This window comes from Enterococcus raffinosus (assembly GCF_019175485.1).
GTDB classification, from domain to species: domain Bacteria; phylum Bacillota; class Bacilli; order Lactobacillales; family Enterococcaceae; genus Enterococcus_A; species Enterococcus_A raffinosus.
On sequence record NZ_CP072888.1, the window covers coordinates 1 to 14,299 of the forward strand.

General features: G+C 38.5%; 12 protein-coding genes. All 12 read left to right on the forward strand.

The genetic code is table 11. The features are described 5' to 3' along the window. The 12 genes from dnaA (at position 1) to dnaB (ending at position 14,149) form a co-directional block, all read left to right on the forward strand. Positions 1–1,326 carry a chromosomal replication initiator protein DnaA gene (dnaA, locus tag J9537_RS00005; protein WP_010747419.1) on the forward strand — a complete coding sequence of 442 codons (1,326 nt, stop codon included), beginning with the start codon at positions 1–3 and terminating at the stop codon, positions 1,324–1,326. A 242-nt stretch (positions 1,327–1,568) separates the two neighbouring features. Then, positions 1,569–2,699 carry a DNA polymerase III subunit beta gene (gene dnaN, locus J9537_RS00010; protein ID WP_010747418.1) on the forward strand — a complete coding sequence of 377 codons (1,131 nt, stop codon included), beginning with the start codon at positions 1,569–1,571 and terminating at the stop codon, positions 2,697–2,699. 234 nt (positions 2,700–2,933) lie between these two features. Then, positions 2,934–3,176 carry a S4 domain-containing protein YaaA gene (gene yaaA / locus J9537_RS00015; RefSeq protein WP_010747417.1) on the forward strand — a complete coding sequence of 81 codons (243 nt, stop codon included), beginning with the start codon at positions 2,934–2,936 and terminating at the stop codon, positions 3,174–3,176. Next, entirely contained in the window at positions 3,163–4,281 is a 1,119-nt protein-coding gene (gene recF, locus J9537_RS00020; RefSeq protein ID WP_218256258.1) for a DNA replication/repair protein RecF, read from the forward strand. The genes yaaA and recF overlap by 14 nt, the downstream gene beginning before the upstream one ends. Beyond that, entirely contained in the window at positions 4,282–6,231 is a 1,950-nt protein-coding gene (gyrB, locus tag J9537_RS00025) for a DNA topoisomerase (ATP-hydrolyzing) subunit B (protein WP_218256259.1), read from the forward strand. Positions 6,232–6,245: 14 nt separating this feature from the next. Further along, complete coding sequence (gyrA, locus tag J9537_RS00030) at positions 6,246–8,750, forward strand: DNA gyrase subunit A (protein ID WP_218256260.1); 2,505 nt, start codon at positions 6,246–6,248, stop codon at positions 8,748–8,750. 179 nt (positions 8,751–8,929) lie between these two features. Then, the gene (gene rpsF / locus J9537_RS00035) at positions 8,930–9,232 is read left to right on the forward strand and encodes a 30S ribosomal protein S6 (protein ID WP_010742561.1); all 303 of its coding nucleotides are present in this window, start codon (positions 8,930–8,932) and stop codon (positions 9,230–9,232) included. A gap of 44 nt (positions 9,233–9,276) precedes the next feature. Next, positions 9,277–9,783, forward strand: a complete 507-nt coding sequence (gene ssb / locus J9537_RS00040) for a single-stranded DNA-binding protein (RefSeq protein WP_010747413.1) — start codon at positions 9,277–9,279, stop codon at positions 9,781–9,783. Positions 9,784–9,806: 23 nt separating this feature from the next. After that, positions 9,807–10,040: a 30S ribosomal protein S18 gene (gene rpsR, locus J9537_RS00045; protein WP_010747412.1), complete on the forward strand. Its 234-nt coding sequence runs from the start codon at positions 9,807–9,809 to the stop codon at positions 10,038–10,040. A gap of 207 nt (positions 10,041–10,247) precedes the next feature. Continuing rightward, complete coding sequence (locus J9537_RS00050; protein WP_218256261.1) at positions 10,248–12,212, forward strand: DHH family phosphoesterase; 1,965 nt, start codon at positions 10,248–10,250, stop codon at positions 12,210–12,212. After that, positions 12,209–12,661 (forward strand): 50S ribosomal protein L9, encoded by a 453-nt coding sequence (rplI, locus tag J9537_RS00055; RefSeq protein ID WP_010747410.1) that lies wholly within the window; start codon positions 12,209–12,211, stop codon positions 12,659–12,661. The genes J9537_RS00050 and rplI overlap by 4 nt, the downstream gene beginning before the upstream one ends. 126 nt (positions 12,662–12,787) lie before the next feature. Beyond that, complete coding sequence (dnaB, locus tag J9537_RS00060) at positions 12,788–14,149, forward strand: replicative DNA helicase (protein WP_218256262.1); 1,362 nt, start codon at positions 12,788–12,790, stop codon at positions 14,147–14,149. The last annotated feature ends 150 nt before the right edge of the window (positions 14,150–14,299 follow it).

Sequence of the window (14,299 nt, forward strand, 5' to 3'; positions counted from 1 at the left end):
TTGACCTCATTGGACAATTTCTGGCAGGAATTGAAGGACAGCTATAAAAATGACCTCAATCCTGCCAGTTATGATGCCTGGGTAGGCACAGCTAAACCCTTAGCTTTAACAAATAATCAACTAACAATTGAAGTTACTAGTGATCTACATAAGCGTTATTGGGAAAAACATTTAGCCGCGAAAATCGTCGAAATTGGGTTTAAAGTGACAGGGGATGAAATAATGCCTTTGTTTGTTACACCAGATGAAGCACCGCCCGTCAGCATTGTGGAAAAAGAGGAGACACCCAAGTTAGATACAACAAAGCGTGCCATGCTTAATCCAAAATACACCTTTGACACCTTTGTCATCGGAAAGGGAAACCAAATGGCTCATGCAGCGGCCTTGGTTGTAGCAGAAGAACCTGGTTCTATCTATAATCCGCTCTTTTTCTATGGTGGCGTTGGTTTAGGTAAAACACATTTGATGCATGCCATCGGGCACCAGATGTTAGCAATCAATCCCGACGCAAAAGTAAAATACGTTTCTAGTGAAACTTTTGCTAATGACTTTATCAATTCCATAAAAAATAAAACGTCGGAAGAATTTAGACAAGAATATCGAAAAGTAGATTTGCTATTAGTAGATGATATTCAATTCTTTGCGGATAAAGAGGCGACACAAGAGGAGTTTTTCCATACTTTTGAGAACCTATATAATGACAACAAACAAATCGTTCTAACTAGTGATCGTCTGCCCAATGAGATCCCTAAATTACAAGAACGTTTAGTGTCGCGTTTTGCTTGGGGGTTATCGGTGGATATTACTCCGCCAGACTTGGAGACACGTACTGCAATTTTGAGGAAAAAAGCTCAAGCGGAAAACCTTGAAATTCCAGATGATACCTTGAGTTACATTGCCGGACAAATTGATTCAAATATCCGTGAACTGGAAGGAGCATTGGTTCGTGTTCAAGCTTTTGCAACAATGAATAGCGCAGATATTACTACCAGTATCGCAGCAGATGCTTTAAAAAGTTTGAAAGGCACAAGCAATGCACAACTTTCTATCGGAAAGATCCAAGACGAAGTGGCTAAATTCTATCATATCCAAGTAAAAGACTTGAAAGGGAAAAAACGTGTGAAAGCAATTGTAGTTCCCCGACAAATTGCTATGTACTTAGCTAGAGAAATGACTGAAAGTTCGTTACCAAAAATTGGCGCAGAATTTGGCGGAAAAGATCATACAACCGTGATCCATGCCCATGAAAAAATCAGCCAATTGATGAAAAATGACAGCAGTATCCAACAAGAAATAGCAGAGATCAAAAATCTCCTTCTTGGCTAACCTGTGGAAAGAACGAAAAAGAGAAGTTTGTTTTTCCACACCTTATCCACAAGTGGAAAAATTGAATTACCAAGCTTTTTTCTTTGTTTTCCACATGATTAACAAGACCTACTACTTTTATTACTTAATTAACTAAAATAAATAAAAGAATAAACCACCGACTAAAACCAAAAGCGTCTTCTTTAGAAGATCGATATCCTGTAAAATAAATTTATCGAAAAAAATAAAAAAGGAGTTCTATCATGAAATTTACGATTAATCGCGCTCGCTTTATTCAAGAATTACAAACCGTGCAACGGGCCATTTCCACTAAAACAACCATTCCTATCTTAACTGGCGTAAAAATAGAATTAAACAATGAAGGATTGAATTTAACTGGGAGTAATGCGGATATCTCGATTGAAACTTTCCTAGCTACTGATGATGAAAAGGCAGAGCTGCAAATTGCGGAATTAGGAACAATTGTTTTACAGGCTCGCTTTTTTAGCGAGATTATTCGTCGATTGCCTGAAAAAACATTTACTTTAGAAGTCCAAGACAATTATCAAGTGCTAATCACATCTGGAGCTGCTCATTTCACTGTCAATGGATTAGATGCTGACAATTATCCACATCTTCCTGTCGTAGAAGAACAAAATCAATTAAAATTACCTGTCCACATGTTGACAAAATTAATTGGTGAAACTGTTTTTTCTGTTTCTCAGCATGAAAGTCGCCCAATTTTAACTGGCGTACATTTCACCATGTCTAATGGCCAATTATTAGCTGTTGCTACGGATTCTCACCGTTTGAGTCAGCGTGTTGTCCCTGTGGAAAATGCAAATAAAGATTTTGATATTGTTATTCCTGGTAAAAGTTTAGTTGAATTGTCCCGTTCGTTATCGGATGAAGAAGCAGAAGTTGAAATCAGTATTATGGAAAACCAAGTATTGTTCAAAACACCGACAATGTATTTCTATTCTCGACTACTAGAGGGAAATTATCCTGATACAAATCGTTTAATCCCAACGAGCTTCAATACAGAGATCACATTCTCTGTGCCAACATTTTTAGCGGCTATCGAACGGGCATCATTACTTTCTCATGAAGGACGTAATAATATTGTACGATTGGCAATTGCGGATAATTCAGTAGTTCTTTATGGAAATTCTCCAGAAATCGGTAAAGTGGAAGAAGAGTTGGTTTACGAAAAGGTAAGTGGAGACCCCTTGGAAATCTCGTTTAATCCTGATTATATGAAAGATGCTTTGCGTGCTTTTGGTGATATGAGTATTAAGATTCAATTTATTTCAGCCATTCGTCCATTTACTTTGGAACCGAGTGAAGGGGATGTTTCCTTTATTCAATTAATCACTCCAGTAAGAACAAACTAGAAAAAAATAGTGAGTTTCACAAATTTTTTGAAAAATATGAAAAAAACATGTAAAAAACAGAACTCCAGTAAAAGGTCTTAAAATCGATTTTAAGACCTTTTACTTTTTTTTGAGTGAATTAATTAAAACAGCATAAAACTTCTTAAAACGAAAAATACAACGAGTTAATTTGTTTTATCTATTAAAAAAGGGTATAATAAAGAGGTGTTTCTAGCATGAAAATGAGGGATGAATGTGAAACAAAAAATTTTTTTAGAAACAGAGTTCATGACACTTGGTCAGTTATTGAAAGAGATCAATCTTATCTCTAGTGGTGGACAAGCCAAGTGGTTTCTAGCGGAAGAAACAGTATTTGTAGATGGTGAGTTGGAAAACCGCCGCGGCCGAAAGCTCTATCCAGGAATGATGATTGAAATTCCTGAGGTAGGAACTTTTTTTATGGTCAAAAATAAGGAAGAACAAGATGCGGCTGAATAAGCTTGAGTTAAGAAATTATAGAAACTATCAAGAACTTGTCTTGGAATTTCCCAACCGTTTGAATGTCTTTCTAGGAGAGAATGCGCAAGGAAAAACCAATCTTTTGGAAAGTATTTATGTTTTAGCATTGACCCGCAGTCATCGAACCAGCAGCGAACAAGAACTAATTGGTTGGCAGGATGACTTTGCTCAGATTAAAGGACGGATTGAACGAGGAACTAGCGGTTTAGAATTAGAATTATTGCTGACCAAAAAAGGCCGTAAATCGAAAGTCAATCACATTGAACAAAAAAAATTGAGCAGTTACATAGGTCAATTAAATGTCATTTTATTTGCACCAGAGGATCTTTCTTTAGTGAAGGGGAGTCCGCAAATCAGAAGACGATTTATTGATATGGAGTTAGGCCAAATTAATCCAGTCTATCTCTATGATTTGGCTCAATATCAGCAGACGCTAAAGCAGCGTAATCTTTACTTAAAACAATTATCTGAAAAGAAACAGACCGATGAAATATATCTGGATATCTTAACAGAACAATTAGTTGATTTTGGCAGTAAAGTTTTAGCGAATCGTTTGCAATTTGTCAAAAAACTAGAATATTGGTCTAACGATCTTCACAGCAAGATTACAAATCAAAAAGAAAACCTTGCGATAGAGTACGATGCTAGTATTTCGTTAAAAAGTGCAGACGTTGAAGAGATACGAAAGGTGTTTCTAGATGAGCTGCAGAAAAATCGTAAGCGAGAAATCTTTAAAGGGAATACATTTTTAGGGCCTCATCGAGATGACTTGATATTCAAGGTTAATCAGCAAAATGTACAGACTTATGGCTCACAGGGACAGCAACGTACTACGGCATTAAGTGTCAAATTGGCTGAGATCGATTTGATGAAAGAAGAAACAGGAGAATATCCGATTTTACTATTAGATGACGTCATGAGTGAACTGGATGATAGTCGCCAGATACATTTGTTAGAGACAATTGAAAACAAAGTACAAACGTTTTTAACAACGACGACGTTGAATCATGTTAAAGGAAAAATGACGGTTCATCCGGATATTTTTTATGTCCATCAAGGACAGATAGAAAGGAAAGAAACGTAGATGACAGAAGAGGAAAAGAGTTTACTAGAACGTGCGCAAGAGTACGATGCCAGTCAGATCCAGGTACTGGAAGGGTTAGAAGCCGTTCGGAAACGCCCAGGAATGTATATTGGCTCGACAAGCACGGAAGGGTTGCATCACCTGGTATGGGAGATTGTAGATAATTCCATTGATGAAGCGTTAGCTGGCTTTGCGTCACATATTCATGTGGTGATTGAAGAAGATAATAGTATCACTGTCAGTGACGATGGTCGTGGGATTCCAGTAGATATTCAAGCAAAAACTGGACGTCCAGCTGTTGAAACAGTTTATACCATCCTGCACGCAGGCGGTAAATTTGGCGGTGGCGGATACAAGGTATCTGGAGGGCTTCACGGTGTAGGAGCTTCCGTTGTTAATGCTTTGTCTACAAGCTTAGATGTACGTGTCTTCAAAAACGGTAAAATCTATTTCCAAGAATACCGTCGAGGTGCGGTTGTAGATGATCTTAAAGTGATAGGAGAAACCGAAAAGCATGGAACAACGGTTCACTTTATCCCAGATCCTGAGATTTTTACTGAATCAACGATTTTCAATTTTGATAAATTGGCAACACGTGTACGAGAGTTAGCTTTCTTAAATCGCGGATTAAAAATTTCAATTGAAGATAAACGTGAAGAAACGCCTGTTTTACGCGAATATCATTATGAGGGCGGAATCAAGAGCTACGTTGAGCATTTAAATCACAGTAAAGCTGTAATTTTCGATGAGCCTGTTTATGTAGAAGGCGAGCAGCAAGATATTACGGTTGAAGTTGCGATGCAGTATACAGATGGCTATCACACCAATATCTTAAGTTTCGCTAATAACATCCATACCTATGAAGGTGGTACGCATGAGTTTGGATTCAAAACCGCTCTGACAAGAGTAATAAATGATTATGCTCGTAAACAAAAAATAATGAAAGACAATGACGAAAATCTTTCTGGTGAAGATGTCCGTGAGGGATTAACAGCTGTAATCTCTATTAAACATCCAGAACCACAGTTCGAAGGGCAAACAAAAACAAAACTTGGTAATTCTGAGGTTCGAACAGTTACTGATCGCTTGTTCTCAGAGAATTTTATGAAGTTCTTGATGGAAAATCCATCTGTTGGGCGACGAATTGTGGAAAAAGGCATGTTAGCTGCTAAAGCACGTCTAGCTGCTAAGCGGGCTCGTGAAGTAACACGCCGAAAAGGTGCATTGGAAATAAGTAATTTACCAGGTAAATTAGCCGATTGTTCAAGTAATGATCCAGAAAAATGCGAATTGTTCATTGTCGAAGGGGACTCCGCTGGTGGTTCTGCGAAGCAAGGACGCAGTCGAGAATTTCAAGCAATTTTACCAATTCGCGGGAAAATTTTGAATGTTGAAAAAGCATCAATGGATAAAATTTTAGCGAATGAAGAAATCCGTTCGTTGTTTACAGCAATGGGTACTGGATTTGGCGCAGATTTTGATGTTTCAAAAGCTCGCTATCACAAATTAGTTATTATGACCGATGCCGATGTCGACGGTGCACATATTCGAACACTGCTATTAACTTTGTTCTATCGTTATATGCGTCCGATCGTGGAAGCTGGCTACGTTTATATTGCTCAGCCGCCATTGTATGGGATTAAGCAAGGTAAAAATATCACGTATATTCAACCAGGCAAAAATGCCGAAGAAGAATTGGTCCAAAAAATATCAGAATTACCTGCGACACCAAAACCAAACGTTCAACGTTACAAAGGTTTAGGTGAAATGGATGATCATCAACTATGGGAAACAACAATGGATCCAGAAAATCGACTGATGTTGCAGGTCAGTGTCGATGACGCGATCGAGGCCGATCAAGTTTTTGAAATGCTGATGGGAGATCGAGTAGAACCACGTCGCGCGTTTATCGAAGAAAATGCGCATTATGTTAAAAACTTGGATATTTAGTAAGGAGGATCAATTTGGAAGATCGCAGAGAAAATATACAAGCCGTCAATCTAACCAGTGAAATGAAAGACTCCTTCATTGATTATGCAATGAGTGTTATTGTAGCTCGGGCTTTACCAGATGTACGGGATGGATTGAAACCCGTTCATCGTCGAATTTTATATGGAATGAATGAATTAGGGGTTACACCAGATAAACCCCATAAAAAATCTGCTCGTATCGTTGGGGATGTAATGGGTAAGTATCATCCGCACGGCGATAGTGCGATTTATGAATCAATGGTGCGGATGGCTCAAAGTTTCAGCTACCGCAATATGTTAGTCGATGGTCATGGAAACTTTGGTTCTGTCGATGGTGACGGCGCTGCAGCAATGCGTTATACTGAAGCACGTTTAAGCAAGATTGCGATGGAAATGTTACGAGATATCAATAAGGATACTGTTGATTTTCAAGGAAACTATGATGATAGTGAGCAAGAACCGATCGTTTTACCAGCACGTTTCCCGAACTTACTAGTCAACGGAGCAACTGGTATCGCAGTAGGGATGGCAACAAATATTCCACCTCATAATTTGCGAGAAGTCACAGCAGGCATCGAGTTATTAATGGAAAATCCTGAAGCAACCACGCAAGAGTTGATGGAATGCATCCCAGGGCCAGATTTTCCAACGGGCGGCTTGGTTATGGGGAAATCAGGTATTCGTCGTGCTTATGAAACGGGTAAAGGATCGATCACGGTACGCGCGAAAATCGAAATTGAAGAACAAAAGAACGGCAAAGAACGTATTATTGTAACCGAGTTACCATACATGGTTAATAAGGCAAAACTGATTGAACGTATTTCTGAACTGCACCGGGATAAACGGATAGAAGGAATCACTGATCTGCGTGATGAATCTTCTCGTGAGGGGATGCGTATCATTATTGAAGTTCGACGAGATGTTAGTGCTTCTGTTATTTTGAATAACTTATACAAAATGACTTCTTTGCAAACATCGTTCAGCTTCAACATGTTAGCAATTGAAAAAGGTGTTCCAAGAATACTGAACTTGAAACAGATCTTGGAAAATTATATCGAACATCAAAAAAATGTAATCACTCGTAGAACTATTTTTGATAAGAAAAAAGCTGAAGCACGTGCACACATTTTAGAAGGACTGCGAATTGCGTTAGATCACATTGATGAAATCATTGCGACTATCCGAAACTCAGCGTCAGATGATATTGCAAAAGCCACTTTAATTGAACGCTTTGAGTTATCTGATCGTCAAGCACAAGCAATCTTAGACATGCGTCTGCGCCGTTTAACAGGCTTAGAACGTGAGAAAATCGAAAATGAATATCAAGAGCTGCTGAAGACAATCAGCGACTTAGAAGACATTCTAGCGCGTCCTGAACGTGTAGAAGAAATTATACGTACTGAATTAGCAGAAGTTGCTGCTAAATTTGGTGATGATCGTCGAACGGAGTTATTAGTCGGTGAAGTTTTAAGTTTAGAAGATGAGGACTTGATCGAAGAAGAGGATGTTGTTATCACTCTAACCAATAATGGGTACATTAAACGAGTGGCTTCGACAGAGTTCCGTGCACAACGTCGTGGCGGGCGTGGTGTTCAAGGAATGGGAATTCACGATGATGATTTTGTAAAAACTTTGATTTCTTGTTCGACGCACGATACCTTACTATTCTTTACTAATAGTGGACGAGTATACCGTGCGAAAGGCTATGAAGTTCCTGAATATGGTCGTACTGCAAAAGGTATTCCAATTATCAACTTGTTAGGAATTGATTCAAATGAAACCATTCAAGCTGTGATCTCGGTTAATGGGCAAGCAGAGGACGGTCACTTCCTATTCTTCGTAACGAGAAAAGGGACCGTTAAGCGGACGACTGTCACAGCCTTTTCAAATATTCGTGCTAATGGCCTAATTGCAATTGGATTACGCGAAGGTGATGAATTGGTAAATGTGATGTCAACTGAAGGTGATGAAACCATTATTATTGGTACTCACGATGGCTACTCAGTAACATTTAAAGAAGAAGCTGTTCGCGATATGGGACGTACAGCAAGTGGTGTTCGTGGCATTCGCTTACGCGATGAGGATTATGTGATTGGCTCCGCTGTATTGAAAGAGGAGCAAGAAGTTCTGGTCATCACTGAAAAAGGATATGGTAAACGAACAAAGGCTACAGAGTATCCAGTTAAAGGCCGTGGTGGTAAAGGAATCAAAACAGCGAATGTAAAAGATAAAAATGGACCATTAGCTGGGTTAACTACTGTAAACGGCAATGAAGATATTTTACTGATCACTGACAAAGGGGTCATTATTCGCTTCAATGTCGGCGGTGTTTCACAAACAGGTCGAGCTACTCTAGGTGTACGTCTGATGAAGATGGAAGAAAATACGAAAGTTGTGACTATGGCAATCGTTGATACAGAGGACGAAGAAGCTGATGATGTAGAAACGACGAATAATATTGAAACATCTGAGGATATTACAAAGGATACAGAAGAATAAATTTTTAAAGACTGAGAGCAATCTCAGTCTTTTTTCGTAACTTTAGATAAAGAAAGATTTGATTTTTGTAGGACGATTATGTATAATGAATATTTGTGAGTAGTCTATATATTTTTAGATCGCTCTCCTTGCTCTTAAGAAACTTAAGAGCCTTATAGTCCATAGGGAGGTGAAAATCAATGAGTCAAAACACGAAGTATGAAATCACATACATCATTCGTCCGAACATTGATGAAGAAGCAAAAACTGCTTTAGTAGAACGTTTCGATACAATCTTGAAAGATAATGGAGCAGAAATTATCGATTCAAAAGATTGGGAAAAACGCCGTTTCGCTTACGAAATGAACGGATTCCGTGAAGGCATCTACCATATCGTCAATGCAACTGCGCCAACAACAGCTAGTGCAGTTAACGAATTCGATCGTCTTGCAAAAATCAACGACGATATTATTCGTCACATGATCGTTAAGATTGAAGAATAATTGTTTCACGTGAAACAATTGACGAGAAGGGAGCTGGCTTTACTTTGATTAATAATGTTGTACTAGTTGGTCGTTTAACAAAGGATCCTGATTTACGCTATACAGCAAATGGGACAGGTGTTGCAACGTTTACTTTAGCGGTGAATCGTAATTTTACGAATCAAAGCGGTAATCGTGAAGCAGACTTTATCAACTGTGTGATTTGGCGGAAATCAGCTGAAACTTTAGCTAATTATGCGCGTAAGGGAACTCTTTTAGGTGTGACTGGCCGTATCCAAACACGAAATTATGAAAATCAGCAAGGACAACGGGTCTATGTGACAGAAGTTGTTGCTGAAAATTTCCAATTACTGGAATCTCGTACTGCAAGTGAACAACGTCAGCAGAATCCAAGTTCTGATGACAGCTTCCAAGGCGGGGGAAATAATTTTAACAACAATTATAATCAATCCTCTCAGTCAGCTAAGAACACTATGCCTGACTTCGATAGAGATTCAGATCCATTTAGTGGGTCCTCCATCGACATTTCAGATGATGATTTACCATTCTAATAATTGAATAGGAGGGAAACGGAATGGCACAACAAAGAAGAGGTCGCAAACGTCGTAAAGTAGACTATATTGCTGCTAATCATATCGAATATATCGATTATAAAGATATCGAATTACTAAAACGTTTCATTAGCGAACGTGGTAAAATTTTACCTCGTCGTGTAACTGGAACAAGCGCTAAAAACCAACGTAAATTAACGATCGCTATTAAACGCGCACGTATTATGGGCTTATTAGCATTCGTTTCTGAAGACTAAATTGTTATTTAAAAAGAAACTTCATTATTGGGGTTTCTTTTTTTTGTTTCACGTGAAACATTCTAGAAAGTCGCTTGCTAAAGGATAGTGTGATAAAATTACACTAGTTGAAACCAAGCTATAGCTATTTGAACTTTATTGAGATAGAAAGTTACTCGATAAATTAAATAGAAAATAGCTGCAAACGAATAAATTGGGAGAATATAGATGAAAAAGAATCCTAGTGTTAAATGGTCCTTCGTCTTTCTCTGTTTACTGATGATTCAATTAATTGCAATCTTCGTGCTCCCCTTCACTTTTATAACGGCAGGAATTGTGATAATAATCGATCTTTTGTTATGGATTTATACAATCATTTTGCGTAATCGTATTGAGGTAACAAATCAACAAACAATTCAATATGCTTCTCGCCATGCTGAAGAAGCATTAGATTATGTTTCCGAGGATATGCCAGTAGGGATTATTACTTGGGATGAAAGCAATATGTTTACTTGGACAAATCCAGCAATAACAGAAAGTGTTCAGCAATTAACAAAAGCTGATCAACAGGATATGATTAATGAATTGCTTCAACGTGCAGAAAAAGGAAAAAGTATTTATAAGATAGGAAATATTCTTTATCATTTTGATCTGAATAAAGAAAAACGCGTTGTCTATTTAATAGACGTTACAAAGGAATATGTATTAGAGAATAAAGAAAAGTTGCAACAGGCAGTGGTTGGCATCCTTTCAGTAGATAATTATGATGATGTAATTGACCGTCGAGACGACAAAGAAATATCCAACTTGAATTCGTTTATTACAACAATTATTTCTGATTGGATGGACTCCTATCGAATTTTTTATAAGCGGGTAAATGCGGAACGTTTTTTCTTTTTTGCACGGTACGATGATTTGGAAAAGATGATAGAAAATAATTTTGATCTGTTAGAACATATTCGTGTCTCTGCTGAAAAACAAGACATGCTGATTACAATAAGTATGGGAATTAGTTACGGGACGGAAACTTTAGAAGTAATTGGCGATGAAGCGCAAAATAATTTGGATATCGCATTGGTAAGAGGCGGCGATCAAGTAGTTGTAAAGAATGCAGCGGAGGATCAAAAACCGATTTTTTATGGCGGAAATTCTGCTAGCGCCGCTAAACGAACAAGGGTGCGATCTAGAGCTATGTCGACAGCTTTAAAAAATGTATTTAATCAAACAGGAAATGTTTTTGTAATGGGGCATCGTTTTCCTGATATGGATGCGATTGGTTCTGCTTTCGGTGTGGCTTGTTTGGCACGATATCACGATAAAAAAGTGCAGATTGTAATTAATGAAGAAGAGACCATTCCTGATGTGGAACGATGTCTGGAAGAGATTCATAAAAATGGGGAGTTAGAGGATCTTTTAATATCACCAGATTCAGCAAAAAAACAACGTAAACCAGGAGATTTATTGGTCATGGTTGACTATCATCGCCCATCGTTATCGATTGATCAGGAATTGTATGACCAATTTGAGAACATTGTGATTATTGACCATCATCGCAGAGGGGAAGAGTTCCCTGAGAAATCTTTATTAACCTACATTGAGTCTTCAGCATCCTCAGCATCTGAATTGGTCACAGAGTTGATTCAATTCGAAAGTAATGAACGGCAAAAAATGAGCAAAATGACCGCAACCTTATTACTTGCTGGGATTACGGTAGACACTAAAAACTTTGCCGTGAGGACGACTGCTAGAACATTTGATGTGGCTAGTTATTTAAAGACTTGTGGAGCAGATGCTTCTTTAGTACAATACTTATTGAGTACTGATATTCAATCTTATTTGGAAATTAGTAAATTAGTCGGTGAAAGTGATTATGTCAGAGATGATATCGTCGTTGCTACGGGAACTGACAATCAAGAGTACGACAGTGTAACGGCTGCTAAAACAGCGGATACGCTGTTATCGATGGTAGACATCAATGCGGCTTTTGTAATTATCAAACGAACGGATGGTGTAATAGCTATCAGTGCGCGTAGTTCCGGGACGATTAATGTCCAGACAGTAATGGAAGCTTTAGGCGGCGGCGGTCATTTTACAAATGCGGCCACGCAGCTGGACGGCAGTACCATTGCAGAAGCAAAGAAACAATTACTTGATGCCATTAATAAACAGTTGACGGAGGGGACAGAAGAATGAAAGTAATTTTTTTACAAGATGTTAAAGGTAAAGGAAAAAAGGGCGATATTAAAGAAGTCCCAACAGGTTATGCACAAAATTATTTACTAAAAAATAAATTAGCGAAAGAAGCAACCAAAAGCAGTATTTCTGAATTAAGCGGGCAAAAGAAAGCACAAGATAAGAAAGCGGCTGAGGTATTGGCAGAAGCTAAAAAACTAGCAGATTTTTTGGCAAAAGAAGACACTGTAGTAGAGATCAAAGCAAAAGGCGGCGAAGATGGCCGACTATTTGGCTCCATTCCTTCTAAACAAATTGCCGAAGGGTTAAAAAAGCAATATGATTTAAAAATCGACAAACGCAAAATTGAGCTAGAAAATCCGATTCGTACCTTAGGGTATACTAAGGTTCCAGTAAAGCTTCACACAGAGGTTGAAGGAATCATTAAGGTACATGTGATTGAAGAATAATTTTTTAAACGAATAATTACAAGAGAGTATGAGCGTTCTTGAAATTAAGAGAATTGCTTATACTCTTTGTTGTATTTAACGGGCAGATTTTGTAAAATAGATGGACGAAGAGGAGCGTAAAAAGACATGAGCGAAATGTTACAAGATCGTGTGCCACCCCAGAGCATTGAAGCCGAACAAGCAACTTTAGGCTCTATTTTTTTGGAGACTGATGCTTTGATCACGGCCATGGAGTACATAGTTCCAGAAGATTTTTATCGTCGCGGGCATCAACTGATTTTTCGTGGAATGATTCAGCTGAATGATCGTAATGAAGCGATTGATGTAGTGACGGTGAAGGAATTACTGGAACAGCAAAATCAGCTGGAAGACGCTGGTGGTTTAAGCTACCTATCCGAACTTGCTTTGAGCGTTCCGACGGCGGCTAACGTAGGGTATTATGCAAAAATTGTAGAAGAGAAGTCTTTGCTGCGAAATCTTATCCAAACGGCTACAAATATTGTAACCCAAGGTTTTGAGCAAGGAGACGACGTACAGACGATTTTAGACGCTGCCGAACGGAATATCATGGAAGTGTCCGAACGTCGCAATAAGAGCGGTTTTTTGACCATCAGCGAGGTCCTGAATACCGCCATTGAAAATATCGACCAATTAGCTAGAAACGACGAAGAAATCACAGGATTGCCAACAGGATATGCAGCTTTAGATAAAATGACTGCCGGATTACAAGCGGAGGAATTGATTATCTTAGCAGCTCGTCCCGCAGTGGGTAAGACGGCTTTCGCTTTGAATATTGCTCAGAATGTTGGAACAAAGACAGATAAATCCGTTGCTATTTTTAGTTTGGAAATGGGTGCGGAGTCACTGGTTAATCGGATGCTTTGTGCAGAAGGGTCGATTGAAGCCAGTCATTTAAGAACGGGACAGCTATCTGAAGAAGAATGGCAGAACCTGATCGTTGCAATGGGAAGTCTTTCTCGAGCCAATATTTTTATTGATGACACACCAGGAATTAAGGTTTCTGAGATCCGAGCGAAATGTCACAAGCTGGCAAAAGAAAAAGGCAATCTTGGTCTGATTCTGATTGACTATTTGCAATTGATCGAAGGAACTGGACGAGAGAATCGCCAACAAGAAGTATCAGAGATTTCGCGGCAATTGAAGAAGCTGGCAAAAGAATTAAAAGTACCGATCATTGCTTTATCACAGCTTTCTCGTGGCGTTGAACAGCGTCAGGACAAACGACCAGTACTGAGTGATATTCGTGAATCTGGATCAATCGAGCAGGATGCTGACATCGTAGCCTTTTTATACCGTGATGATTACTATGAACGTGAAGGAGAAGAGGATGAAGAGTCAGCGGCAAACCGAAATGTCATTGAAGTTATCATCGAGAAAAACCGGAGTGGTGCTCGAGGAACGGTTGAATTGCTCTTCATCAAGCAATACAATAAATTTTCATCTTTATCACCAAGAGAAGAATTTTGACGCATGTCTTAAACTTGCGTCTTTTTTTGTCTTTTTTTAGGATTTCAAAAATAATGTTCGTGATTTGCTTGGATTTTGAAATCTTCATATTTTAATATTCGAATTTTCATTGAAGTATTGTGCTATTCTTGATACAATGATGCAGGATTA